Genomic DNA, 24986 nt, shown 5'->3' on the forward strand with positions numbered 1-24986 from the left:
ATGACCGTGACTCCCAGACTCAAGATCAGCTGGTCCGTCGTCAACCTTCTGGTCTTGCTGTACGCGCTGGTTCCCGTCCTGTGGATTGCGAGCCTGTCATTCAAACCGGCCGGAACGATCAAGGACGGCAAGTTCATTCCGGAGAAGTGGACCCTGGACAACTACCGAGGAATCTTCGACACCAGCGCCTTCACCAGTGCTCTGATCAACTCCATCGGCATCGGACTCATCTCGACGGTCATCGCCGTGGTGATCGGAACCATGGCTGCTTACGCGATTGCGCGCCTGGATTTTCCGGGCAAGAAGCTGCTGGTGGCTGTTGCCCTGCTGATCGCGATGTTCCCGCAGATTTCATTGGTGAGCCCGCTGTTCGACATCGAACGACGGCTCGGACTCTTCGACACCTGGGCCGGACTCATCCTGCCGTACATCACCTTTGCGTTGCCGTTGGCGATCTACACGCTCTCGGCATTCTTCAAAGAGATTCCTTGGGAGCTCGAGAAGGCGGCGCAGATGGACGGCGCGACGCCGGGGCAGGCGTTCCGGAAGGTGGTAGCTCCGCTCGCCGCGCCCGGCATCGTCACGGCGGGCATTCTGGTGTTCATCTTCTGCTGGAACGATCTGTTGTTCGCGATTTCGCTGACGTCGACCGAACGCTCCATCACCGCCCCTGCGGCCATCGCAAACTTCACCGGCGCTTCACAATTCGAGGAGCCCACCGGGTCGATCGCCGCGGCCGCCATGGTCATCACCATTCCGATCATCATCTTTGTTCTGTTCTTCCAACGTCGTATCGTGGCCGGGCTTACTTCCGGCGCAGTGAAGGGATAAGCCTGTGGCCGAGATCGTGCTGGACAAGGTGACCAAGCTGTACCCGGACGGAGCCAAGGCGGTCAGTGATGTCGACATCACCATCGCCGACGGAGAATTCATCATTCTCGTGGGCCCGTCCGGTTGTGGAAAATCCACGACTCTCAACATGATTGCCGGGCTGGAAGACATTTCGACCGGTGAGTTGCGGATCGCGGGTGAACGCGTCAACGAACGCGCCCCCAAGGACCGCGACATCGCGATGGTCTTCCAGTCGTATGCGCTGTATCCGCACATGACGGTGCGTCAGAACATCGCTTTCCCACTGACATTGGCGAAGATGTCCAAGGACGAGATCAACGCCAAGGTCGACGACGCTGCGCGGGTCCTCGACCTCACCCAGCATCTCGATCGCAAACCGGCGAACCTGTCGGGCGGTCAGCGTCAGCGTGTCGCGATGGGACGCGCAATCGTGCGCAGCCCGAAGGCGTTTCTCATGGACGAGCCGCTTTCCAACCTGGACGCCAAACTGCGCGTGCAGATGAGGACGGAGATCGCCCGTCTGCAGCAGCGACTCGGTACGACAACGATTTACGTGACCCACGACCAGACCGAGGCGATGACGCTCGGCGATCGGGTAGTCGTGCTGCGCGGCGGAATCGTGCAACAGATCGGTGCGCCGCAGGAACTCTACGATCGACCGAACAATCTGTTCGTGGCGGGGTTCATCGGGTCCCCGTCCATGAACTTCTTCCCCGGACAGTTGACGGCCGACGGTGTGAGCACGCCGATCGGCGATGCTCGCCTGCCCGCGGCGGCGCAGTCGAAGATCTCGGGCAGCGGCTCGGGCAAGGACGTCGTGGTCGGTATCAGGCCGGAACATTTCGAGGACGTGGCGCTGGTCGATGCAGCGCAGAAGCCGCACGGTGGGACGTTCACCGTCGACGTCGACGTGCTGGAATCGATGGGTTCGGACAAGTACGCGTATTTCCTCGCTGGTGGCCCCGCCGTCAACTCTCGTGAACTCGAGGAACTCGCCGCCGATTCGGGAACGGCCGTCGCTGGTGGCGGTCAACTGGTTGCCAGGCTCTCGTCCGAGTCCACGGTGGCCCAGGGCAGGTCTGTCGATCTGTGGTTCGATCCCGCCAAGATCGCGGTGTTCGACGGCGGTACGGGAGCCAATCTGCTGCTGTGACCTTTACCCGGGCAAGGTGACCGAATACGTCGCGCCCCAGGGGAGCGGTACCTGTTCGGGGCCGGGCGCTGCGTCGGCCGGTTCGGGTAGGGGGACCAGGCGGCCGAATTGTTCGTGATGGGTGGAGGCCGGGGTGGCTTGCGCTGTCCCGGCCACCACGGCGATCGGCGCCGCTGCCAGGGCGCCGGCGACGGCAAATCGAGTGGCGATGCGGCGCTTGCTTGCTCGGGTCGAGATCATGAGCACTCCTGCGTGGTTTCGAGGTTCGGTGAATGCTGTGTCATTCACGGTATTGCGGGTTGATTGTGAAATCTCGTGTGCGAAGCTCATTCACAGGGAACTGGAATGGGCGGCACAGGAGGACAGATGAACGAATCCTCGGTACGAACCGAGCACCTGCCCGGTGGCCCGGACCTCGAGCGGATCATGCGCGAACACGCCTACCGCGGTGCGTACCTCCAACTGACGGTGCGCGGCGCTCTGGTGCTGTTCATCGCCCTGACACTGATTTTCGTCCCGCCGATGAACGACGCGGGATGGTGTTTCGCGATTCTGGGCGCCTATGCACTCTGGTCGGCAGCCGTGGCGCTGTGGATCCGCAAGGGCGGCACCGGCCCGGTGACGATGATCTGGCTCGGCTTGTTCGTCGACCTTGCCGTGCTCGCAACTCTGACATTGCTGACCGGTCTCGCGGCCGAGCAGAGTTGGACCGCCGACATCTTGAGTAACGGGCTCTTCGTCATTCCGGTTCTGGCGTGTACGCAACTGCGGACGGACGTGTGTGTCGGCGTCGTTGCCTGCACGATCGGTGTGTTCTTCGTTTCCAGTTGGGCAACGATGACTTCGAACTCCGAGCCGTGGCCGTCGATCCTGCTGAGCACCATGGCCTTGGCCGGAGTAGGCGCGGGCGCAATCGGACTGACTCGGATTCAAAGATCACGCGTGCTGACCATCGGGCACCTCGTCGGGCATCGCACGAGCCTTCTTGCCGAGCTCATGGGGCTCGAGCAGCGTGAGCGCACGGAACTGTCGGAGCAATTACACGACGGGGCGCTGCAGTACGTCCTCGCGGCGCGGATGGATCTCGACGAATTGGCAGACAGCGCGGAGCCTGTCGCCCTGGCGCGAGCCGGAAAAGCGCTCGGTGAAGCGACCACGCTGTTGAGATCGTCCGTCTCGGAACTGCATCCCACAGTTCTCGTCCACGTGGGCCTTGCCCGCGCGATCGGGGACCTCGCGCGATCGGCGCAGGGACGCGGCGGAGTAGTGGTCGACGTCGACACTTCGGGCTGGAACGACGATCTACGCACGTCTGCCGACGAGGTCTTGTTCGGCGCCACCCGAGAGCTTCTGGGCAACGTCGTCAAACATGCCGGCGCGCAGAACGTCCGGATCGAGCTTGCACGACTGGACCACCGTGCGGTGCTCGTGGTCTCGGACGACGGTCGGGGGATCAGCGCCGATCGGATTGCCGAACGACGGGCTGCCGGGCACATCGGACTGCTCTCGCACGAACTGCGAGTGGTTGCCGCGGGTGGCTCGTTCTCGGTCGGACCGGGTGAAGAGTCCGGAACCCTCGCGCGAGTCGAGATACCGTTCCAGATCGTCACCGCCACTGACCACGATCGTTGAGGAGTTGTCGATGGCTGCACTGATCACCGATCGCGAGCTCAACCTGGCGACTCTGGCGCGGCAGTTCCTGCTGCGGAGGGCCGAGGTCAGTGCGTTGGATGCGATCGAGCACCTGGCAGGTCTGCAGGCCCAGGCGCCGAACCCGCCCTACCTGGCGCTGTGGGCGCGGCTGAAGAACTTTGCGGCAGAAGACCTCTCCACCCTTGTCGAGAAGCGCCAGGTGGTGCGGCTTGTTGCCATGCGGGGCACGGTCTTTGCTCTTTCGGCCGCGGATGCGGGCCCATTCCGGGCCACGGTTCAGACGATCATGGAACGCGATCTCCACACCAACAGCACACAGCGTGCGGCGCTCACCGGGTTGGATCTCGACGCTCTGGCGCGGGCGGGACGGGACCTCGTAGCGGACGGGCCGCTCACCCAAATGCAGATGAGACCGATACTGGCAGAGCGCTTTCCCGGCCACGCGGCCGAGGGGCTGGCGCACGGCGTTCGAGGACTTCTGCCGATGGTGCAGGTCCCACCGCGAGGCCTGTGGGGACGATCCGGAGTACCGGCACTGACGACCTTGGAGAATTGGCTTGGCACGGAAGTGAGTTCATCGCCGGATCCGGATGCGATGGTGCTTCGTTATCTGGCGGCCTTCGGGCCCGCGAGCGTGAAGGACGCTCAGGCGTGGTCGGGTCTGACCAGACTCGCCGAAGTATTCGAGCGGCTACGACCCGGCTTGGTCACCTTTGTCAACGAGAATGGGGCCGAGGTGTTCGACCTGCCGGACGCGCCACGACCGACCTCCGGAACACCCCCGGTTCGCATACTTGCACCGTTCGACAACATCTTGCTCTCGCACGCCGACCGATCTCGAATCATGGACGAGCAGTACCGAACTCGCGTCTTCACCGTGAACGGCATCATCAAGCCCGCCATCCTGGTGCGCGGGAAGGTGGTGGGATATGCGACGGTGACGCCGGCAAAGGAGACGGTCGAGTTGGGTGCGACTCTGTTTGCGCAGCAACCGAAGACCGCCCTCGCGTCCATCGAGAAAGAAGCGCGTTCGTTGCTGAAGTTCATGCACCCGAAGATCCCGAACCGCGAGGTTCGCTTCACTGCATCTACGTAGCGGGCTTGTGCTTTCGCGGTGCTCGATCGCGTAGTTCGGCCACGATCTCGTCGTTCCACATGTGCCGCCGCACCAGTCGGTACCGCTCCCGGGCGATCCACAAGTAGGCCTCGGCGTCGGTGTGCTCGGGCAACATGTCGGCACCCCGCAGCATTCGCACGACGGGCAGAAACTCCTCGCCGAACCAGCGGCGGGCGACGGTGTCTCGGCCGAGGAACTCACCCTTCTCCTGCATGAGCCGAAAACCCCACGCCTCCACACACTCACTGAGTTCGGCGTACTCCCACGGGTCGGTGACCTGGACGGCTTCGCGTTGTGAACCCTGCAGCGGAACGCGGGTGAGGAAGAGTCGACGATGATCCTTGATGAGCAGATCGGCGCGCTGAGTGATGCCTTCCGGCGAGATACGCGTGATGATCTCGGTGACGTACGCGTCGATTGTCTTCTGGTGCATCGCACACGCAATGGACACTCGGTGGTGCCCGTCGATCACGAAATGCATGGAGCCGACGCGATACAACTGAACAGGTGGTACCGATTCGCCGCGTCGTTGCGCCACCGCAAGTCGCTCCCAACGAGCGCGCGAGTGAGTGGACGTCGGACGGAAGTACCTGTCGAAATCACCTGTGCGGTCGACACTTCCGACTATTGATTCGATGGTGACGACCTGCAGCCCCAGAGACTTCTCGCCGACCTTGCCCAGAGCTGCGACAACCTCGTCGAACGGCAGGATCGCGTTGACGTCGTCGGGTTCGCGTCGTAGCCAACTGACCAGACGGGCAACGTCGGCACGTCGACGCTGACGAGCGAAGTCGTTTTCCGCGTCGGCTGTGGGAAATCCGGTGTCACGAGCCATGTCGGCGCCTCACGATCGTCGGCGGAGTACCTGGGGAAATCTCCATCAGCGTGAAGCCGACGGTATTGAGCACGATAGTCCGGCCTACCTCCAGATCGAGAGGGGTTCGCCCGTGTGGGTGGATGTGTCCGTGGACCATGACCGTCGGATCGAGGTTGTGAATCAAAGGCGTGAAGCATTCGAACCCTCGATGTGGCCGATCCTCGGCGTCGCCGACACCGCGGGCGGGGCTGTGGGTGAGCAGCACATCCACGCCCGCCCGGCCGCCGGGAAGCCGCGATTGCCAGGCGTTTCGCCAGGTGAGCGAGCGAGCGCGTCGGCTCTGCTGGCGCTCGGACCACTGATTGGGACCCGTGTTGTATCGGATGGAACCACCGAGGCCCGCGATCCGCAGACCGGCGACGGTCACGATGCGTCCGTCGGCGTTGACTGCGCCGGTAGGCCCTGGCCACTGCGCAGGCATCCCGGCCCGCGTCCAACCCGATCTCTTGTTCGAATATCCGGACAGATCGGCGTCGTGGTTTCCGGGAACGAACACGCAAGGCGCATTCAGTTGGTCAGACAGGTACTCCAGATACGCAAACGGCAGATCGCCCGCGCCCAGGATCACGTCGACTCCGAGTGAACGAACTTGACTGCTCCACAGGAATTCGACGGTCTCGTCGCTGACAGCGAGAACGGAGACCATTTCGACGACGCTACCGCCACCGCGAGGTATCTGCGCTGCGAACCTCGCGGGCACGGTGTTTAGATGGACGAGTGTCAGACAGCGTCGTATCTTCCGTCCGGGCCCATCTCGTCAGCAGCATCGAGGGGCCGGACCCCACCGCGGCCTCGGTGACGTTCCTCGGTGTCGAACCGCTGGACGTGCTGCGTTTCGAATCACCCGACGGCCTGGTCCGCTACGTCACACTGGGGTGCTCGCGTCATCCGATGGGCGACCCCAACGAACTGGTCGCAGACCCCACGCGCGGACCCCGCGCCGAGTTGGTACTCACGCTGCGCGGTGGCACCGGTGTGGCGTCAGGTGTGGCCAGGACGCTCGCGGTGCTGGCCGCGGCGCCGTCCGTCGAAGGCGTCGTGCTGCTCGAGGACGCACTGTTGGACCTGGGCGAGCCGCTGTGGAAGGACACTGCGTTCACGGCGGTGCTTCTCGGTGACAGCGGGATCGAAGACCTGACGCTGCCGGAGCCGTTCGACCCGGTGCGCTTCCTTGGTGTGGTCCCCCTGACCGGTACCGAAGCCGCCTGGGTGCGTCTGCGCGGCGCGGAGGCACTGAGGGAAGCATGGACCGAGGCGGGGATCGACATCCGCGATCCGCACCGTTCCGCTGCCTCGCTCTAGCTGCGCTGGCGCTTTGTCCGTCAGATCATTCGGCGTGCACGAGGATGTCCGCCAAGTTCTCGAGACTTACCCGAACCGTCCGTGAAAATGCTTTCGTGACGATCGGGTCGGCCATCTTGCCGAATACTCCTCCCAGGCCGCTTTCGCTGTCGAGTCGGTAGGTGACCCGAGTGCCGTCACCGACTTCTTCGCAGGTCGTGGTCTGCGAGAAGCTGACCGGACTTTCGACGGACGTCGATTTCGACGATCTCGGTGGGTCGTACTCGGTGAATTCGGATGTCCACTCGAGACGCTTGCCCAGGATTCGCGAGACACCGTGCCAGCGGCTTCCCACGCCCATCGGGCCGTCGGTGATCTGTTTGCACTCGACCATCGAATTCTCCCAGTTGGGCCAGTTCTCGGCGACGGCGATGTACTCCCAGACGTCCTTGGGTGGCAACGCGATCTCCACGGATTGCTCGACTGTAGGCATGGTTGCTCCTCCACTTCTCCTTGGATCTGAATTTGCTTGTCGCAAAATGGATTTCGGGAACGGAATGAAAATGCGTACCCATCTCCATTGTCCGCCTGCGACGGTGGCAAGTACAGGGAGTCAGCGTGCGAGGTTCACAGCCAGTTGTTGCGACGGAAGAGAAAGAACAAGCCGACACACACCGAAGCGATGAGGAACAGGATGGACTGATAGCCGTACTTGTAACCGAGTTCCGGCATGTTCTCGAAGTTCATCCCGTAGATACCGGCAACGCCGGTCGGCACGGCGGCGATAGCGACCCACGCGGAGATCTTGCGCATGTCGGTGTTTTGCTGCACCGCGATCTTCGCGAGTGCGGCGTCGACCAGCGAACTCAACACCTCGTCGTATTCCGAGATACGTTCGGCCACGATCGTGTGGTGATCTCGTACGTCACGGAAGTATCGCCGGATCTCCTTCGGGACGAGGCCGCCCGCGGGCTGGGTCAGCTGGAGCAGTGGCAATCCGAGTGGAGTGACCGAGCGTCGTAGTTCGACGATTTCACGTTTGAGCAGGTAGATGTGCTCGACGGCAACGGTGTTCCGCGGGTTGAACACCAACTCTTCCATGCTGTCGACGTCCTGTTCGACGAGTTGGATGACGGAGAGATAGCTGTCGACGACGTGGTCGGTGATCGCGTGCAACACCGCGAACGGGCCCATGGTGAGGCGCTCGGGGTTCTCCTCGAGTGACTTGCGCACGCTTGCCAGTTCGGAGTGATCCCCGTGCCGGACGGTCACTACGAAGTCGGGGCCGACGAACACCATGATCTCGCCGGTTTCGACGATCTCGCTCGCCGTCGCGACGGACTCGTGCGGTACGTAGACGACCGTGCGCAGCACCAGGAACATGACGTCGTCGTAGCGTTCGAGTTTCGGGCGCTCGTGTGCATGGACGGCATCCTCGACCATCAGCTCGTGGAGTCCGAAAGTTGCTGCGACATCTTGCATCTGACCTTCGTCGGGAGCGTGCATGCCCACCCAGACGAACGCGTTGTCGCGACTACGAACCTCGGCCAACGCAGCGCGGTGCGTGTACTTGCCCGGCAACCGCACGCCGTCCACGTAGACCGCGCAGTCGACGATCGCGCGGGCTGCCGGAACGGGGATCTTGGGCGCATCGGCTTGCGTCGATTTGCCGTTCGACCAATTCGGCAGTGACGGCATGGTTGGCACGCTCGCTCCTTCTCGGTCTGTAATGCAGTGGAACGGCAGGGGAACGGCACTACAGCGACACCTGATCGAATTGCGCTGCCGCTGCGGCGTAATCGTACGTCAGCTTCCGGCTCGCCCACCGGAGCGCGATGAAGTTGCCGATTGCTGACACACTGGAACAGTGCGAATAGATCTTCACACCCACTCCAACGCATCGGACGGCACCGACACCCCGGCTGCCCTCATGCGCGCCGCAGCCGACGCCGGACTCGACGTCGTCGCCATCACCGATCACGACACGACTTCGGGCTGGGCCGAGGCGGCGCAGGCCTTGCCGGCCGGCGTCAGCCTGGTTCGTGGGATGGAGATGTCGTGCGAAGGTCGAGGTGAGCGTGGTTGGCCGGTCGCTGTACATCTGCTTGCGTACCTGTTCGATCCGACGCACCCCGAATTCGCAAAAGAACGTGAGCGACTGCGCGCCGAACGCGTCGAACGTATCCGGGTGATGACGACCATGATGGCGCGTGACGGTCTGCCCGTCGATCCCGATCAGATCCTCGCCGACGCCGGTCCGTCCGTCGGACGCCCGCACGTCGCAGCGGCCTTGATGCGAGCGGGAGTGGTGTCGAGCATCAGTGAGGCTTTCTCCGACCTGTTGTCCAGTCGAGGGCGATACGACGTTCCCAAGTACGACACTCCGCTCGAGTACGCCGTCGAACTGGTGGCAGCGGCCGGGGGAGTAACTGTCCTTGCGCATGGACGGGCCCGTTCCCGCGGCGGATTGCTTGCGCTCGACCACATCCGCGATCTGGCCAATCTGGGTCTCGGGGGTCTCGAAGTCGATCACCCGGACCATCGCAGCGACGATCGTGACGTCCTGCGCCGCCTGGCTGTCGACCTCGGTTTGGCAGTCACCGGATCCTCGGACTACCACGGCGAGAACAAGACGATCGGACTCGGCGACGAGCTCACGGACGAAGCCGAGTTCGACAAACTCGTCTCGGCTGCCACCGGCGTGGAGGTACTGGGGCGCTGATGCTCGACACCACGCTCTACCTCACCGTGTTCATCACGCTGTTCGTGATCATGGACCCGCCCGGAGTCATCCCGGTGTTCTTGTCACTCGTCGGACGTAAAAGTCGTGAAGATCGCAATCGAGCGGCATGGCAGGCCCCCGCCGTCTCCCTTGCGGTCATCTCGGTCTTTGCCATCGGCGGTCAGGCGATCCTCAACTACCTCCACATCGGCATTCCGGCGTTGCAGGGCGCCGGCGGATTGCTGCTGCTTCTCATCGCACTCGAACTGCTGACCGGAAAGGCCTCCAACCGTCCGCAGGGAGCCGACGACGTCAACGTCGCACTCGTTCCTCTGGGAACGCCGATGATGGCCGGTCCCGGTGCGATAGCGGCCGTCATCGTCTTTGTCGCCCAGGCCGACGGTGAAGCGGCGTCGTATCTGGCGATCGCGTTGGCGATTCTGTCCATCCACCTCGTGCTGTTCGTGGTCCTGCGCTTCTCGACCGCACTGATCCGGATACTGGGCGAGGGTGGCATCAGTCTGCTGGCACGCATCGCCGGTCTTCTGCTCGCCGCCATCGCGGTTCAACTCATTGCGGAATCAGTCCGCGGATTCGTCGCGGGAGCGTAAGAGATGACATACGACGACAGGTACGACCGGAACGACAGGTACGAGGACGACTACCAGTACCAGGAATATCAGGACTATCAGTACGAAGACGATTACGACTATCCCGCCGACAAACGACAATGGCTGCTGGTCCGCGCTCTACGCGCCCTGAGTGGCACCGTGGCGGCCGGAATCGTGGTCTTGACACTCGTGATCATCGGTTCGGCATATCTGGGCGGCAACCGCGGATTCCCGGGTCCGGGAACAACGTCGATCACCGCGCACATTGCGGCCTCGGTGGTTGCTCTCGCCGCGCAGATCTGGTGCGACCGCAGGCGGGGTATCGCGGCGGTTGCCGGATCGGTGGTCGTGCTCGTGGTGGCAGGGCTGTTGTTGGTGACGCAGTGGTGGGGATGACTGGGTGGGGATGACACGGTGGGGATGACACGGTGGGGATGACTGGGTGGGGATGACACGGTGGGGATGACGGCTCGGGTTCGAGTGTGGTGAGGAATCCGACCGCTTGGAGGATTTGATTGTGATCCGACTCTGGTGGCAAACTGGAGTTACTTCGAGGCGGCGCCACAGCCCGGCCCCGAAGTGCAGGTTTCGTCAGAATTTCTCCCGAAACCTAGATTGCATGGATACGCCAGGGCTCACCCGCCCCACACCATGACGCTTCGGATGTATTGCGGCCCACTTTCTCGCGCACGCCGAATGCTCTTCTTCTCAGTAGTCGTTCGCGGAAGAAATGATCTCTGACCGTTGTGAACGTAGTTTCGCAGCGGTCCGAAGGATTACTTCCCAGTAACCCAGCCCCGCTTGAGGCTGGACTAATCAGGAGTGTCATCGTGTCCCTCGTGACTGAAGCCATCAACGTACCCAAGGTCGAGTTGACCGACGAAGAAATCTTTGCCGCTCACGTCGGTGGCAAGCTCTCGGTCGAGACCACAGCACCGCTCGATACGCAGCGGGCACTCTCGATCGCCTACACGCCGGGTGTTGCTCAGGTGAGCCGCGCCATCGCTGCAGACGAAACCCTTGCCGATCGATACACGTGGACCAACCGACTCGTCGTCGTGGTCAGCGACGGCACCGCGGTTCTCGGACTCGGCGACATCGGCCCTCGCGCGTCGCTGCCCGTCATGGAGGGCAAGTCGGCGCTGTTCAAGAACTTTGCCGGACTGAACTCCATTCCGCTGGTTCTCGACACCAAGGATCCCGACGAGATCGTCGAGACACTCATCCGACTGCGTCCGAGCTTCGGCGCGGTCAACCTCGAGGACATCTCGGCGCCGCGTTGCTTCGAGATCGAGAAGCGCGTCATCGAAGCTCTCGACTGCCCCGTCATGCACGACGATCAGCACGGAACCGCCATCGTGGTCCTCGCGGCACTCAAGGGCGCCGTGAAGGTCCAGAGCCGCGACATCACCACACTCAAGGTCGTCATCTCCGGCGCCGGCGCTGCGGGTGTTGCCTGCGCGAACATCCTGCTCGCCGCCGGAATCAGCGACGTCATCGTGCTGGACTCGAAGGGCATCATCTCGGGTGAGCGCAGCGACCTCAACGACGTGAAGGCAGAACTCGCGGCCCGCACCAATCCCCGTGACCTGCATGGTGGTGCCATCGAGGCTCTCGAAGGTGCTGACGTGTTCCTCGGTGTCTCGGCGGGCAAGATCCCCGAGGAGCTCATCGCTTCGATGGCTCCCGAGTCGATCGTGTTCGCACTCTCCAACCCGGACCCGGAGATTCACCCCGAAACCGCGTCGAAGTACGCGGCGATCGTGGCGACGGGCCGTAGTGATTTCCCGAACCAGATCAACAACGTTCTCGCCTTCCCCGGTGTCTTCAAGGGCGCGCTCGACGCCGGCGCCCGTCGCATCACCGAAGGTATGAAGCTCGCTGCCGCCGAGGCAATCCTGTCGGTGGTCGGCGACGAGTTGGCGGCGGACAAAATCGTCCCCAGCCCACTCGACCCTCGCGTGGCACCCGCAGTAGCGGAAGCCGTCGCGGCCGCAGCGCATGCTGAGGGCGTGACCAGCTAAGAGGGACTACGAAAGCCCCGATCGGAACCCGCACACAAGGTTCCGATCGGGGCTTTTTCGTGTGTACCGAGAGCTACAGACGAGTGAGGTCGGGTGTTCGGCGCAGCCTGCCGGTGCCGGGAACCGATGCCCAGACCACCAGCGCCAGTAAGCCGTCCACGACGAGAGCCACAACCGCGACCAGGATTGCGCCGACGACCACTCGGTCGTACTTGTAGAGCGCGAGACCGTCGAAGATGTACCGGCCGAGGCCGCCGAGGTTGACGTAGGCGGCGACCGTTGCCGTGGCAATCACCTGTAGTGTCGCGTTACGCAGTCCGCCGAGAATCAATGGCAGCGCATTGGGTATCTCGACGCGGAAGAGCACTTGGAGTTCGGTCATACCCATCGCCCGTGCGGCCTCGACGACGCCGCGGTCGACGCTGGCGATTCCGGCGTACGTGCCGGCGAGTAGTGGGGGAATACCAAGAATGACGAGGGCGAGAATCGGCGGCATCACTCCCAGACCCATGAGAAGAACGAGGAAGGTCAGCAGGCCGAGAGTGGGCAGTGACCGCAGTGCGTTGACCAGACTGACGACCACGATCTCACCGCGACGCAGATGGCCGATGAGTAATCCGATGGGCACCGCGATCACAGCCGAAAGTGCCACGGCCAGAACGCTGTACCAGAGGTGCTGGAGGATGCGGGTGCCGATTCCGGTGTCGCCGCTCCAATTTCCGGGATCGACGATGAAGTCCCAGGCCCCGGTGAAGATGCTCATACGGGTTCCCCCTCGGCTGACAGGACGGCGGGAACCTTCGACGAGGTCGACGTTCTGGTCCACGGGGTCAGGAATCGGCCGATCAGATACAGGATCAGATCGAGCGCCAGTGCCAGCACGACGATCGCGATGATGCCCGCAACGATCTGGTCGGGATAGTCGCGGTCGTAGCCTTGTTTGAACAGGACTCCAAGCCCGCCGATTCCGATCAGAGATCCGACTGACACCAGCGAAATATTGGTAACGGCAATAACTCTGATGTTCGCGATCATCACCGGCAGCGCCAATGGCAACTCGACCGTCAGAGCGCGTCGTAGCGGTGTGAAACCGACGGCGGTGGAGGCGTCGATGACGTTGTCCGGCACCGAGTCGAGTGCTTCGGGTACAGCCCGGATGAGCAGTGCCGTCGCATACACGCTGAGTGCGATCACGACGTTGAGAGGATCAAGGGTCTTGAGTCCGAACAACTGGGGGATGGTGACGAACAGCGCGAGCGACGGAATCGTGAACGCAATGCTCGCCAGGGTCAACGTGATTCGGCGCAGCCATCTGACGTTGCGGATCGCTGTTCCGACCGGAACGGCAATCAGGAGACCGATCAGCAAAGGAAGCAGTGCCAGATACAGATGGGTCTTCGAGTAATCCACGACCGTCGAGAAATTGTCGATGAGCCAGCGCATGCCGCTACGACCCGAATCCCTCGGTGAAGGCGACGCGGTTGCGTTCCTCGTCCTCGCGTCGACGCTGATCTGCCAATTTCGCCACGACTTCGGAACCGAGGATCCCGCCGATGACCGCGCCCTCGCCGTCGACGGCAACGCCGATACCGGAAGGCGACGAGATTGCCGCATCGAGTGCTTGGCGGAGATCGCCGCCGGGGGAGAACAGCGAACCACCGGCAGACGTCGACTGAGCAAGGGTTCGTCCCGAGCGCAGGCCTTCGACGCCGGTCACGTCGATCCATCCCTGCGGAGTTCCGTTGTCCGTGACCACGAGAACCCATTCGCCCAATTCGAGACGCAGAGCCTTCAATTCGTTCTCGACGGCCGTGCGTACAGGGTGCAACGGAACCTCGTCGGCAGCGCGGAACGACAATCCCCGATAGCCGCGATCGCGTCCGACGAATCCGGCGACAAAATCCGTTGCCGGTGCGGCCAACACGTCGCGAGGTGCCGCAACCTGCTGAAGCCGCCCGCCGGGACCGAAGACGGCAATGTGATCACCGAGTTTGACTGCCTCGTCGATGTCGTGGGTGACAAAGACGATCGTCTTCTTCAGTTCGCTTTGAAGACGGAGCATTTCGGTCTGCAGATCCTCACGCACCACCGGGTCGACGGCGCTGAAGGGCTCGTCCATCAACAGGATCGGCGGATCGGCAGCCAATGCTCGCGCAACTCCCACACGTTGTTGCTGCCCACCCGAGAGTTGTCCGGGATAGCGGGTGGCAAGGGAGATGTCCAGACCGACTCGTTCGAGTACCCCCAACGCGGCTTTGCGCGCTGCGCGGCGGGACTCACCGCGCAGTACCGGAACTGTTGCGACGTTGTCGATCACGGTGCGATGCGGAAGCAAGCCGGCGTTCTGGATGACGTACCCGATGCCGAGACGCAGCTTCACCGCGTCGGTCTGGGCGATGTCACGACCGTCGACGAAGATCTTACCCGACGTCGGTGTGATCATCCGGTTGATCATGCGCATTGACGTCGTCTTGCCGCACCCGGACGGCCCCACGAACACCGTGAACGACTCGGCCTCGATGGTGAGATCGAGACGGTCGACGGCGGTGGTGCCGTCCGGATACTGCTTGGTGACGCCCTCGAAGGTGATCACGTGACTACGAGACCGGCTTGTCGAGGCCCTGGGCCGTCACCCACGCCTTGGCCGCCGCTGCCGGCTCCGTCTTGGTGTCGCCGGACACCTGGACGTTGAGTGCCAACAACTCTTCGGTGGTGAGCTTGGCGGACACCGCATCGAGGACTGTCTTCAACTTGTCGGAAGACTTCGACGCGCGCAGCACCGGCACCACGTTCTGAGCCGGGAAATTGTTCTTCGGGTCTTCGAGAACCACGAAGTTGTTCTCCGGGATGGAGGCCGACGTCGTGAAGATGTTTGCCGCGGTGATGTCACCGGAGGAGAGAGCCTTCACGGTTGCCGGTCCACCGCCGTCGGCGATCGGAACGAAGTTGGCTGCCGAGATGTCGAGGCCGTAATTGGACTTCAAACCGGGCAATCCGGCTGGACGTTCCTGGAACTCGGCCGGAGCACCGAACTTGACCTCGGCGGAATGCGGAGCCAGATCGGCGATCGTCTTCAGGTTCCACTTGTCAGCGGTTTCCTTCGTGACGACGACGGCGTCCTTGTCCTCGGCGGATGCAGGCGTCGCAATTGCCAATTCCGACCCGAGAGCTGCGGGAAGAGCAGCGAGGACGTCAGCGGAGCTGGTGGCCGTGCTGTCGGGATCCAAGTACTGCAGGAGATTTCCCGTGTAATCCGGAATGACACTGATGGACCCGTCCTTGAGTGCCGGAATGTACGCCTCGCGGCTGCCGACGTTGAACGACGTGGACACATCGAACCCGTTGACACGCAGTGCTTCGGCGTAGATGTTGGCGATCGTCTCGGATTCGGTGAAGTTGGCGGAGCCGACGACGATCGCGTTGGGATCGCTGTTGGAGTCACCGTCGCTGCTACCGCACGCTGTCAGCGCAGTCAGAGAGACAACGGTTGCCGCGGCTACGAGCCAACGGTTGGAACGAAATCGTGAGGTGCGCATGAGCGTCCTTCCGGTTTTTCGGGCGTCCCGTGTTTCGGGCGTCGGAAACCATTCCCTTGTGGCGAAGCCACCCGAGTGACTTCGACGGCGCCGCCACCGAGTGGCTGCGTCAGGACTGGTTACCGCGCATCGCCCGACAAGTGTAACGATAGGTACCGACATGGCACGGTTTTCGATCCATGGGATTGGATGTGAGGATTTCGGTGAAGAGCACACGCACGAAGTATTCGACTGTTGTTGCAGCACTGATGGTCCTGCCGATTCTCAGCGGATGCGCAAACGGTGATTCGGTGGTAGAGGGTGCCGAAGCGGAGTCTCGTGACCAGATCGTGGTGGCTGCTGACGCATCGGTGGAGAGTTCGGTGTTGGCCGAGGTGTATTCGACGGTGCTCTCCTCCTCCGGCCTGTCGGCTCGCATCGAATCGGTGGGTGGTGGCCGAAACCAATCACTCGAGGCTCTGGACGCAGCGCGAGTCACTTTGGTGCCCGAGTTCACCGGCGCGCTGCTCGATCACTACGACCCGTCATCCCCGGCCCGCAAGGCCGACGACGTCTTCGAAGCCTTGAGTCGCTCTCTGCCGGAGGGTCTTTCGGTCTCCGACTATGCGATGGCCGAAGATCGTGCGGTCCTCGCACTCGACACCGGATACGCACAGTCGTTGGGAGCGAAGACGATAGAAGCCTTTGCTCCTTCGTGTGCCGCGGCGACGCCGCTCGTCTCCGCGAGATTCGTCGAGGACGGGGCAGTGGAACAGTTGGCCGAGGGCGCCGAGTGTGTCTTCGCCGGTGTCGATCAGGCAACGCCGGCAGACGTACCCGGTGCACAAGTATTCGGAACCACGACGCTGTCGGCGTTGGCACAATCCGATGCCGTCACAGTGCTCGCTGATTCGAATCACGTTCTGGCTGCGCAGAATGTCGTTCCGCTCTTTCGAGCGGGCGCACTGGGAGATTCGGCTGTCAAGGCGCTCAGCGTCGTTGCCGGTGAACTGTCCACCACCGATCTCGCCGCAATGATCGAGCAGGTGCGGACCGGCAAGGCGTCAGCCTCGGAAGTCGCCCGCACCTGGTGGGACACCCGTCAGTGACATGGACGGAGTGGGCCACCCGTCAGTGACATGGACGGAGTGGGCCACCCGTCAGTGACTGTTCGAGCCCACTGCTGAACTCGAATCATCCTTGGCACGAATCAGTTTCGATGCGATGAACTGGCCGAGGTCGGAAACGGCGTCTGCTGCTTCCTTCACCAGTGACGCCTGTGCGTGAGCCACGTGCCAGAGTCTTGCGTACTCGACCAGGGACACATCGACGCCGGCAGCGGCGAGCTTGTCGGTGAACGTCATGATCTGCGGGTAGAGGACTTCCTCGGAACCGACGTGAATTCTGGTGGGTGGCAACCCGTCGAGCTTGCCGTGCATCGGTGCGTAGCCGGGATCAGTACGGTCGCCTCCGGCGAGGTAGGCGTCGGCGGCGTCGAAGGACCACGCTGTGTTGACCACCAGGTCGGCCTTTTTGGTGGCACCCCGATCGCCGGGATCGACCCACGGTGAGATCAGTGCAAGCGCGCCGGGGGTCACGCCGTGACGCTCGATCAGACGGATAGCGGTCGCCGCGGCCAGGCCGCCACCGGCCGAATCGCCGGCAATGGCAACGCGGTCTTCCGAATAGTCGAACTCGGTGACCAACTGCATGAAGGCTGAGACCGCGTCGTCGAGAGCGGCGGGATACGGATTCTCCGGCGCGAGACGGTAGTCCAAGGTGAAGACCGCACTGGACGACTCACGGGCGAGATGAGCTGCGAGAGAACGGTGTGTGGACAGCGAACCCAGCGTGTACGCCCCGCCATGCAGGTAGAGAACTGCGGTGGGGCGCTCGGTTGCGCCGACGGTGATCTTCTCTGCCGGTCGGCAAGCCAGCTCCAACGGGCGCACGACGGCGCCCGCTGGAACCTGCTGTAGCGGTGCCCCGGCCTCGAGCAACAGACGTTGAATCCGATACGGCAGCCGCGAGTTGAAAGCCAGACGGAAGTACGGCTTCAACAAGAATGCGACCACGGGCAGCGGAAGGGTGAACGTGCTCACCGGCAGGGCTCCTGACTCTATATGCGAACTGCGCTGTGAAACGAACGGCGCTGTGAAACGAACTCAGCTGGACTTGGGCATCATTCGGCCGGCGACGATCGCGACGATGCGCTGGTAGCCCGATCCTACGAGGCGAACCCAGGCGTCGAGTGCGATTGCGTCCATCCCGATGAGAACTCGCGGCTTGCTCTTGCGAACACCGTTGACGATCGTCTTGGCGGCGTCCTCCGGTGTGGTGCGTGCGAGCTTGCGGTCGAAGAACTCGGAGAAGACCGCAAGATCTTCACCCGGGCCTGCGGTGGCGTTGCGTGCGATGGCCGTCTTGATTCCGCCCGGGTGCACACAGGTCACCTTCACCGGGTGCTTGGCGATCAGCATTTCCTGGCGAAGCGACTCGGTGAAACCGCGAACGGCGAACTTGGCCGAGTTGTATGCGCTCTGACCCGGCATCGACAGCAGACCGAAGAGGCTCGACACGTTCACGATGTGCCCGTCACCGGAGGCGATGACGTGGGGAAGGAATGCCTTGGTGCCGTTGACAACTCCCCAGAAGTCTACGTCCATGACACGTTCGAAGTCCTTGAACTCGGACTTCTCGAAGGTGCCGTGGTAGGCGATTCCGGCGTTGTTGTAGATCTGGTTGACCTTGCCGAAATGGGCGACAACCGCGTCGGCGTACTCGAGAACCGCTTCGCGCTGGGTGACGTCGAGATGGTCCGACTTCACCTCGGCGCCGATGGCTTCCACCAGACGCGTTGTCTCGGCGAGCCCGATGGTGTCCACGTCGGAGATTGCCAACTTGGCGCCCTGGCCGGCCAGGTTCAGTGCTAGTGCGCGACCGATGCCCGATCCCGCTCCGGTGATGACTACGACCTTGCCTGCAAAATCACTCATTGTGCTACTGCCTTCTCGTCGTCGAGGTCGATCTGTGAAGTGGTCGCGGTGCCGACGGCGCCAAGATCCGAGGTGGCGACGCTGCGGTATGCCGCGAGGTCGAAATGCTTGGTGGCATTGCGGAACTGGAAGGTGAAGCCAGGCCACAGGGTGGTGTTGTTTCCGTGCTTGTCCATGTACCAGCTGGCGCAACCGCCGTTGTTCCACACGCTCTTGGACATAGCTGCCTGCAGGTCCTTGTTGTACTTGTCCTGCTTGTCCTTGCGCACCTCGATGGTGCCGATGTCGTACTTGTCGATGGTGGCGATCGCGTCGACCAGGTAGTTGATCTGCGACTCGATCATGAAGACCATCGACGAATGTCCGAGGCCGGTGTTGGGTCCGACGAGGAAGAACATGTTGGGGAAGTTGGCAACTGCCGCGCCCTTGTATCCCTGCATGCCGGTCTCTTCGAAGACCTCGGCGAGCGAGCGTCCGTCCTTGCCGAAGATTCCCGCGAAGGTGGGGGAGTCGGTGACGTGGAATCCGGTCGCCACGACGATGGCATCGATCTCACGCGTGGTGCCGGTCTTCGAGACGATCCCGTTGGCGGTGACCTCCTCGATGCCTTCGGTCACCAGGTCGACATTGTCCTGGGCGAGGGTGGGGAAGTAGTTGTTCGAGATCAGCATGCGCTTGCAGCCGATCTGGAAGTTGGGCATGACCTTCTTGCGAAGATCCTTGTCCTTGATCTGGGCCTTCAGGTGACGCTCGGCGGCGAACTGCAGCGGCTTCATGAAGACCGGCGCCTTGGCCAGGCCGACGACCTGCGTCTCTCGCATCCAGTAGATACCGGTGCGGCACAACTTCTGGAAGCCGGGGAGGTACTTGAACGCGAGGTGCTCGATCTTGGTGTACTCGCGGTCTGCGCGGGGCAGGATCCACGGCGCCGTGCGCTGGTACACGTCGAGATGCGAGACCTTCTTGCCGATGGCCGGCACGATCTGGATGGCCGAGGCGCCGGTTCCGATGACGGCCACACGCTTGCCGGTCAGATCGGCGTCGTGGTTCCAACGCGAGGAGTGGAAGATCTCGCCCTTGAAGCCGTCGATGCCCTTGATGTCCGGAAGTGAAGGCTCACACAATGCGCCGACGGCCGAGACGACGATCTTTGCGACGAATTCGCCCTTGTTGGTGCTGACGTGCCACCGAGCAGACGCCTCGTCCCAGCGTGCGGAGAGAACGTCGCAGTCGAAGATGTGCTTGTCGAGCACCTTGTGGCGGTTGGCCACCGACTGGATGTACTTGTAGATCTCGGGCTGAGTGGAGAAGGAGCGCGTCCACTCCGGATTGAGTGCAAAAGAGTACGAGTACAAATGCGACGGCACGTCACACGCGGCGCCCGGGTAGCTGTTGTCACGCCAGGTCCCGCCGACGTCGTTGCCGCGCTCGAGAACGACGTAGTCGGTGATGCCGGCCTGTGCCAGTTTGATCGCCGCACCGAGACCGGCGAAACCACTGCCGATGATCAGTGTGCCGACGTGGCGAGTATCCGCGGCAGGTGCTGAGGTATCTGTAACTGGAAGACTCATGTAGGGAACGATATGCCTTTATTGAGTCACGGTCAATAGCTTATTGACGAATATTCAGTAGTCTATTGGGCATGGACGCAGTAAAGCGAACGCGGCTCGACCCTGCGCAACGCCGAGCGCAACTCATCGACCTCGGGGCGCGGATGCTGGCCGAACGGCCGCTCGAACAGATTTCCGTCGAGGACATCGCCGATCAGGCTGGTGTCTCGCGGGGGCTTCTGTTCCACTACTTCGCGTCGAAAAGCGAGTTCCATCTGGCGATCGTCCGACACAGCAGTGAACAGATGCTCCAGCGCACCGAGCCGAGCGAGTCGGACGATCCGATGCTCACCCTCCGCTCGGTGCTGGCGTCGTACGTCGACTACGTGACCGAGAACCGCAATACCTACGTCTCGCTGCTCCGGGGGACCGCCAGCGGGGATCCGCAGATGCGTGAGGTGTTCGAGCAGACTCGCGACATCATGGCCAAGAGAACCCTCGATCAGCTCCCGAAGATCGGCCTGACTCGAACACCTCAGGTGGAGTTGGCCGTTCGCGGTTGGATCGCGTTTGTCGAGGAAGCCACCATCAGTTGGCTCCGAGCGCCCGCCATCACCCGCGAGGAACTGATCGACCTGACGGTTCAGTCGTTGCCCGCGTTGGCACTGGCCGCCGTCGGCTTCGATGCCGGGCCGGATCTGGGTCTGCTGCAATCGAATTGACGTGAACGCAGAAAGGCCGGGCCCCACACTCCTTGCGGAATGTGGGGCCCGGCCCTTGTCAAATTACTGAGATCAGTTGGTCGGCAGGAACGCCTCGTCCAAGATCTCCTGCTGCTCCACCGCGTGGACCTTGCTCGATCCCGAAGAGGGAGCGGACATCGGACGACGCGAGATGCGCTTGATACCGGTCAAGGTCTCCGGCAGAAGGTCCGGCAGAGCCAGCCCGAGGAACGGCCACGCACCCTGGTTTGCGGGCTCTTCCTGGACCCAACGGAACTGATCCGCATTCGGGTAACGGTCCAGGGTCTCCTTGAGGCGACGCTTCGGCACGGGGTAGAGCTGCTCCATGCGCACGATGGCGATGTCGTCACGCTCGTCCTTGTGCTTCTTCGCCAGGAGTTCCCAGTACAGCTTGCCGCTGACCAGCAGAACCCGCTTGACCGATTCGCGTGCGCTTTCGCCGCTCTCGTATGCCGGCTCCTCGAAGACCGAACGGAACTTGCCCGTCGTGAAGTCCTCGACGTTGCTGACGGCAGCCTTGTTACGCAGCATCGACTTGGGCGTGAAAACCACCAGCGGACGGCGGATGCCGTCGAGGTGATGGCGACGCAGCAGGTGGAAGTAGCTGGCCGGAGTCGACGGAACCGCAACGGTCATCGAGCCTTCTGCACACAGCTGAAGGAAACGCTCGATGCGACCGGAGGTGTGGTCCGGACCCTGACCCTCGTGACCGTGCGGCAGGAGCAGCACGACGTCGGAGAGCTGACCCCACTTGGCCTCACCCGAAGAGATGAACTCGTCGATGATGGTCTGCGCGCCGTTGACGAAGTCACCGAACTGCGCTTCCCACAGGACCAGAGCGTCGGGGTTACCGACCGAGTAGCCGTACTCGAAGCCCAGACCTGCGTACTCGGTGAGTGCGGAGTCGTAGACCATGAACTTGCCGCCGTTTTCGGCGTCGGCAGCGATCTTGGCGATCGGGCTGTACTCGTTGCCGGTCTTGCGGTCGATGAGGACCGAGTGACGCTGCGTGAACGTTCCTCGCTTGGAGTCCTGACCCGCGAGGCGGATCAAGGCACCCTGCTCGGCCAACGAGCCGAACGCAAGCAATTCTGCGAACGCCCAGTCGACATGTCCCTCACGGGCCATCTCGCGGCGCTTCTCGGCAACCGGCTTGACGCGCGGGTGAACGGTGAAGCCCTCGGGGACGTTGACGAACGCGTCTCCGATGCGCTCGAGAACCTCGGGAGCGACAGCCGTGGTCAGGCGAGCCGGGGGAGTCTGGTCGAGTTCGACGGACTCGGACGGTTCGGGCTGGAACTTCTCGAGTTCACGGACCTCGTTGAAGACCCGTTCGAGCTGGCCCTGGTAGTCGCGAAGTGCGTCTTCGGCTTCCTTGAGCGAGATGTCACCGCGGCCGATGAGGGACTCGGTGTAGCTCTTACGAACGCTGCGCTTGGTGTCGATGACGTCGTACATGGCCGGCTGGGTCATCGACGGGTCGTCGCCCTCGTTGTGACCGCGACGGCGGTAGCAGATGAGGTCGATGACAACGTCCTTGCCGAACTTCTCACGGAAGTCGACGGCCAGCTGAGCAACCCAGACGCAAGCCTCGGGGTCGTCGCCGTTGACGTGGAAGACCGGTGCGGCGATCATCTTCGCGACGTCGGTGCAGTACTCGGACGAGCGTGAATGTTCCGGAGCGGTGGTGAAGCCGACCTGGTTGTTCACGACGATGTGCACGGTGCCACCGGTGCGGTAACCGCGAAGCAGCGAGAGGTTGAGCGTCTCGGCGACAACGCCCTGACCGGCGAATGCAGCGTCACCGTGCAGCATGAGCGGCAGGACGGTGAAGCCTTCTTCACCCTTGTCGAGGATGTCCTGCTTGGCGCGGACCAGGCCTTCGAGAACCGGGTCGACGGCCTCGAGGTGCGACGGGTTTGCGGTCAAGGAGACAGCGATGTCGTTGTCACCGAACATCTGGATGTACGTTCCGCTGGCACCCAAGTGGTACTTCACGTCGCCGGAGCCGTGAGCGGCTGCCGGGTTCATGTTGCCCTCGAACTCCGTGAAGATCTTGGAGTACGGCTTGCCGACGATGTTGGCAAGCACGTTGAGACGGCCACGGTGCGGCATGCCGATGACGACCTCGTCGAGCTGGTGCTCGGCGGCCTGGTCGATCACGGCGTCCATCATCGGGATGACGGCTTCGGCGCCTTCGAGCGAGAAGCGCTTCTGGCCGACGTACTTGGTTTGCAGGAACGTCTCGAAGGCCTCGGCGGCGTTGAGCTTGCTCAGGATGTACTTCTGCTGAGCGACCGAAGGCTTGGCGTGATGGCCCTCGACGCGGTCCTGGATCCACTGACGCTGATCCGTCTCGAGGATGTGCGTGTACTCGACGCCGACGTGGCGGCAGTACGCGTCGCGCAGCACGCTCAACACGTCGCGCAGCTTCATCTTCTCTTGGCCGTGGAAGCCGCCGACCTTGAACTCACGGTCCAGATCCCACAGCGTCAGGCCGTGGCTGATGACGTCGAGGTCGGGGTGGCTGTGGAACTTGTCCTTGACGAACTGCAACGGGTCCGTGTCGGCCATGAGGTGGCCGCGGTCACGGTATGCAGCGATCAGTTCGAGAACGCGGGTGTTCTTGTCGACAGCGCCTTCCGGCACGTCCTTGCGCCACCGCACCGGCTCGTACGGGTTGCCGAGCGCGTGGAAGATCTCGTCGTAGAACTCGTCGCTGATCAGCAGGTTGTGGATCGTGCGCAGGAAATCGCCCGACTCGGCACCCTGGATGATGCGGTGATCGTAGGTCGAGGTGAGAGTCATCAACTTGCCGACGCCCATCTCGGCCAGCTTCTCGTCGCTGGCGCCCTGGAACTCGGCGGGGTATTCCATCGCGCCGGCACCGATGATGGCGCCCTGGCCCTTCATCAGGCGAGGAACGGAGTGAACCGTGCCGATACCGCCCGGGTTGGTCAGCGAAATGGTGACGCCGGTGAAGTCTTCGCCGGTGAGCTTGCCTTCACGGGCGCGTCGGACGATGTCCTCGTATGCCGCGTGGAACTGGACGAAGTTCATCGACTCGGTGTTCCGGATGGCGGCAACTACCAGTGAGCGGTTGCCGTCCTTTCCGGGAAGGTCGATCGCGAGTCCGAGATTGGTGTGCTCGGGCGTGACCGCGTTCGGCTTGCCGTCGATTTCGGCGAAGTGCCGGTTCATGTTGGGGAACGCGTTGACTGCCTGGACGATCGCGTAACCCAAGAGGTGGGTGAACGAGATCTTGCCGCCGCGGGTACGCGCGAGGTGGTTGTTGATGACGATGCGGTTGTCGAACATCAGCTTCGCGGGGATGGCACGCACGCTGGTTGCAGTCGGGATCTCGAGCGAGAGCGACATGTTCTTGACGACTGCGGCTGCGGCGCCGCGGAGAACCTTGGTTTCCTCGGCTCCGCCGGCAGGGGCGGGCTTGGCAGTAGCGGCCGCGGGCTTGGCTGCTGCGGGCTGGGCCGGGGCGGCCTTGGCGGCGGGCGCTGCCGTCTTCGCGGGGGCCGGAGCGCCAGCCTTGGCAGCCGGCGCAGGAGGTGCGGTCTTGGGGGCGGGAGGCGTGGCCTTGGGAGCAGCAGGCGGAGCTACAACAGCGGCGGGTGCAGCCGCGTTGCCGTTCGAGGCAGTCCCGTTTCCACCTCCCGTGTTCGCCGAGTCCGGCGAGTAATCGGTCAAGAATTCGTGCCAACTGGGATCCACGGACGACGGATCGTCCTGGAAGCGTTGGTACATCTCGTCAACCAGCCACTGGTTCTGTCCGAATTGGGATGTAGAACTGCTGCTCACGGCAGGTGTTCGCCTCGTTTCTATTTCGGTACCCGATCAGAGCGCCTATATACATGAGATTAGCCCGAGCGTGTGACGA

Annotated in this window: 24 protein-coding genes; 11 read left to right on the top strand and 13 right to left on the bottom strand. The window is 62.8% G+C overall.

Features of this window, described 5'->3' with window-relative positions:
- Together G9U53_RS27565 and ugpC are read left to right on the top strand one after the other, a co-directional pair.
- Positions 1 to 831 carry a carbohydrate ABC transporter permease gene (locus G9U53_RS27565; RefSeq protein WP_003945075.1) on the top strand — a complete coding sequence of 277 codons (831 nt, stop codon included), beginning with the start codon at positions 1 to 3 and terminating at the stop codon, positions 829 to 831.
- Positions 832 to 835: 4 nt separating this feature from the next.
- Positions 836 to 2005 (top strand): sn-glycerol-3-phosphate ABC transporter ATP-binding protein UgpC, encoded by a 1170-nt coding sequence (ugpC, locus tag G9U53_RS27570; protein WP_058037430.1) that lies wholly within the window; start codon positions 836 to 838, stop codon positions 2003 to 2005.
- Positions 2006 to 2008: 3 nt separating this feature from the next.
- On the opposite strand, the gene G9U53_RS27575 is transcribed toward ugpC, so the two are convergent.
- A complete protein-coding gene (locus G9U53_RS27575; protein ID WP_207624637.1) occupies positions 2009 to 2245 on the bottom strand; it encodes a hypothetical protein in 237 nt (78 codons plus the stop codon).
- 126 nt (positions 2246 to 2371) lie between these two features.
- On the opposite strand from G9U53_RS27575, the gene G9U53_RS27580 reads away from it, so the two are divergent.
- The gene (locus tag G9U53_RS27580) at positions 2372 to 3637 is read left to right on the top strand and encodes an ATP-binding protein (RefSeq protein WP_058037450.1); all 1266 of its coding nucleotides are present in this window, start codon (positions 2372 to 2374) and stop codon (positions 3635 to 3637) included.
- Between the two features lie 10 nt (positions 3638 to 3647).
- Entirely contained in the window at positions 3648 to 4754 is a 1107-nt protein-coding gene (locus G9U53_RS27585) for a winged helix DNA-binding domain-containing protein (RefSeq protein ID WP_054782366.1), read from the top strand.
- On the opposite strand, the gene G9U53_RS27590 is transcribed toward G9U53_RS27585, so the two are convergent.
- Both G9U53_RS27590 and G9U53_RS27595 read right to left on the bottom strand, forming a co-directional pair.
- Positions 4747 to 5610 carry a hypothetical protein gene (locus tag G9U53_RS27590; RefSeq protein WP_003945080.1) on the bottom strand — a complete coding sequence of 288 codons (864 nt, stop codon included), beginning with the start codon at positions 5608 to 5610 and terminating at the stop codon, positions 4747 to 4749. The genes G9U53_RS27585 and G9U53_RS27590 overlap by 8 nt on opposite strands.
- Positions 5600 to 6298: a metallophosphoesterase gene (locus G9U53_RS27595; RefSeq protein ID WP_165639656.1), complete on the bottom strand. Its 699-nt coding sequence runs from the start codon at positions 6296 to 6298 to the stop codon at positions 5600 to 5602. Before G9U53_RS27595 ends, G9U53_RS27590 begins: the two co-directional genes overlap by 11 nt.
- Before the next feature lie 71 nt (positions 6299 to 6369).
- Between G9U53_RS27595 and G9U53_RS27600 the strand changes: the two genes are divergently transcribed.
- Positions 6370 to 6954: a suppressor of fused domain protein gene (locus G9U53_RS27600; RefSeq protein ID WP_007736116.1), complete on the top strand. Its 585-nt coding sequence runs from the start codon at positions 6370 to 6372 to the stop codon at positions 6952 to 6954.
- A 25-nt stretch (positions 6955 to 6979) separates the two neighbouring features.
- Here G9U53_RS27600 and G9U53_RS27605 read toward each other — a convergent pair whose 3' ends face one another.
- Both G9U53_RS27605 and G9U53_RS27610 read right to left on the bottom strand, forming a co-directional pair.
- The gene (locus G9U53_RS27605; RefSeq protein WP_007736117.1) at positions 6980 to 7426 is read right to left on the bottom strand and encodes an SRPBCC family protein; all 447 of its coding nucleotides are present in this window, start codon (positions 7424 to 7426) and stop codon (positions 6980 to 6982) included.
- A 134-nt stretch (positions 7427 to 7560) separates the two neighbouring features.
- Entirely contained in the window at positions 7561 to 8631 is a 1071-nt protein-coding gene (locus G9U53_RS27610; protein ID WP_064112521.1) for a magnesium and cobalt transport protein CorA, read from the bottom strand.
- Positions 8632 to 8800: 169 nt separating this feature from the next.
- Between G9U53_RS27610 and G9U53_RS27615 the strand changes: the two genes are divergently transcribed.
- The 4 genes from G9U53_RS27615 (at position 8801) to G9U53_RS27630 (ending at position 12290) form a co-directional block, all read left to right on the top strand.
- A complete protein-coding gene (locus G9U53_RS27615; RefSeq protein ID WP_064075557.1) occupies positions 8801 to 9655 on the top strand; it encodes a PHP domain-containing protein in 855 nt (284 codons plus the stop codon).
- Positions 9655 to 10266 (top strand): MarC family protein, encoded by a 612-nt coding sequence (locus G9U53_RS27620; protein WP_003945093.1) that lies wholly within the window; start codon positions 9655 to 9657, stop codon positions 10264 to 10266. The genes G9U53_RS27615 and G9U53_RS27620 overlap by 1 nt, the downstream gene beginning before the upstream one ends.
- A gap of 3 nt (positions 10267 to 10269) precedes the next feature.
- Complete coding sequence (locus G9U53_RS27625) at positions 10270 to 10662, top strand: hypothetical protein (protein WP_007736120.1); 393 nt, start codon at positions 10270 to 10272, stop codon at positions 10660 to 10662.
- Between the two features lie 434 nt (positions 10663 to 11096).
- Entirely contained in the window at positions 11097 to 12290 is a 1194-nt protein-coding gene (locus tag G9U53_RS27630; RefSeq protein ID WP_003945072.1) for an NADP-dependent malic enzyme, read from the top strand.
- 73 nt (positions 12291 to 12363) lie between these two features.
- Here the strand turns inward: G9U53_RS27630 and G9U53_RS27635 are convergent, their stop codons facing one another.
- From G9U53_RS27635 to G9U53_RS27650, 4 genes are read right to left on the bottom strand one after another with little or no spacing between them, the layout of a single operon-like run.
- Complete coding sequence (locus G9U53_RS27635) at positions 12364 to 13053, bottom strand: ABC transporter permease (protein ID WP_003945081.1); 690 nt, start codon at positions 13051 to 13053, stop codon at positions 12364 to 12366.
- Positions 13050 to 13733: an ABC transporter permease subunit gene (locus G9U53_RS27640; protein WP_007736121.1), complete on the bottom strand. Its 684-nt coding sequence runs from the start codon at positions 13731 to 13733 to the stop codon at positions 13050 to 13052. The genes G9U53_RS27635 and G9U53_RS27640 overlap by 4 nt, the downstream gene beginning before the upstream one ends.
- A gap of 4 nt (positions 13734 to 13737) precedes the next feature.
- On the bottom strand, positions 13738 to 14883 hold the full coding sequence (locus tag G9U53_RS27645; RefSeq protein ID WP_003945084.1) for an ATP-binding cassette domain-containing protein: 1146 nt from the start codon (positions 14881 to 14883) through the stop codon (positions 13738 to 13740).
- A 4-nt stretch (positions 14884 to 14887) separates the two neighbouring features.
- Positions 14888 to 15826 (bottom strand): ABC transporter substrate-binding protein, encoded by a 939-nt coding sequence (locus G9U53_RS27650; RefSeq protein WP_003945094.1) that lies wholly within the window; start codon positions 15824 to 15826, stop codon positions 14888 to 14890.
- Between the two features lie 203 nt (positions 15827 to 16029).
- Here G9U53_RS27650 and G9U53_RS27655 point away from each other — a divergent pair, with 203 nt between their 5' ends.
- The gene (locus tag G9U53_RS27655) at positions 16030 to 16914 is read left to right on the top strand and encodes an ABC transporter substrate-binding protein (protein ID WP_165639637.1); all 885 of its coding nucleotides are present in this window, start codon (positions 16030 to 16032) and stop codon (positions 16912 to 16914) included.
- Positions 16915 to 16965: 51 nt separating this feature from the next.
- On the opposite strand, the gene G9U53_RS27660 is transcribed toward G9U53_RS27655, so the two are convergent.
- The 3 genes from G9U53_RS27660 to G9U53_RS27670 all read right to left on the bottom strand — a co-directional run bounded on the left by G9U53_RS27660 (position 16966) and on the right by G9U53_RS27670 (position 20372).
- Positions 16966 to 17907, bottom strand: a complete 942-nt coding sequence (locus G9U53_RS27660) for an alpha/beta hydrolase fold domain-containing protein (protein WP_070161761.1) — start codon at positions 17905 to 17907, stop codon at positions 16966 to 16968.
- A 63-nt stretch (positions 17908 to 17970) separates the two neighbouring features.
- Complete coding sequence (locus tag G9U53_RS27665; protein WP_007736128.1) at positions 17971 to 18801, bottom strand: SDR family NAD(P)-dependent oxidoreductase; 831 nt, start codon at positions 18799 to 18801, stop codon at positions 17971 to 17973.
- The gene (locus G9U53_RS27670) at positions 18798 to 20372 is read right to left on the bottom strand and encodes an NAD(P)/FAD-dependent oxidoreductase (RefSeq protein WP_003945071.1); all 1575 of its coding nucleotides are present in this window, start codon (positions 20370 to 20372) and stop codon (positions 18798 to 18800) included. The genes G9U53_RS27665 and G9U53_RS27670 overlap by 4 nt, the downstream gene beginning before the upstream one ends.
- 71 nt (positions 20373 to 20443) lie before the next feature.
- Here G9U53_RS27670 and G9U53_RS27675 point away from each other — a divergent pair, with 71 nt between their 5' ends.
- Positions 20444 to 21073: a TetR/AcrR family transcriptional regulator gene (locus G9U53_RS27675; RefSeq protein WP_007736130.1), complete on the top strand. Its 630-nt coding sequence runs from the start codon at positions 20444 to 20446 to the stop codon at positions 21071 to 21073.
- 72 nt (positions 21074 to 21145) lie between these two features.
- Here G9U53_RS27675 and G9U53_RS27680 read toward each other — a convergent pair whose 3' ends face one another.
- Positions 21146 to 24907, bottom strand: coding sequence for a multifunctional oxoglutarate decarboxylase/oxoglutarate dehydrogenase thiamine pyrophosphate-binding subunit/dihydrolipoyllysine-residue succinyltransferase subunit (locus tag G9U53_RS27680; RefSeq protein WP_165639638.1), 3762 nt, complete (start codon positions 24905 to 24907; stop codon positions 21146 to 21148).
- Positions 24908 to 24986 lie beyond the last annotated feature (79 nt).

Source organism: Rhodococcus sp. D-46 (assembly GCF_011290655.1).
Taxonomy (GTDB): Bacteria; Actinomycetota; Actinomycetes; order Mycobacteriales; family Mycobacteriaceae; genus Rhodococcus_F; species Rhodococcus_F qingshengii.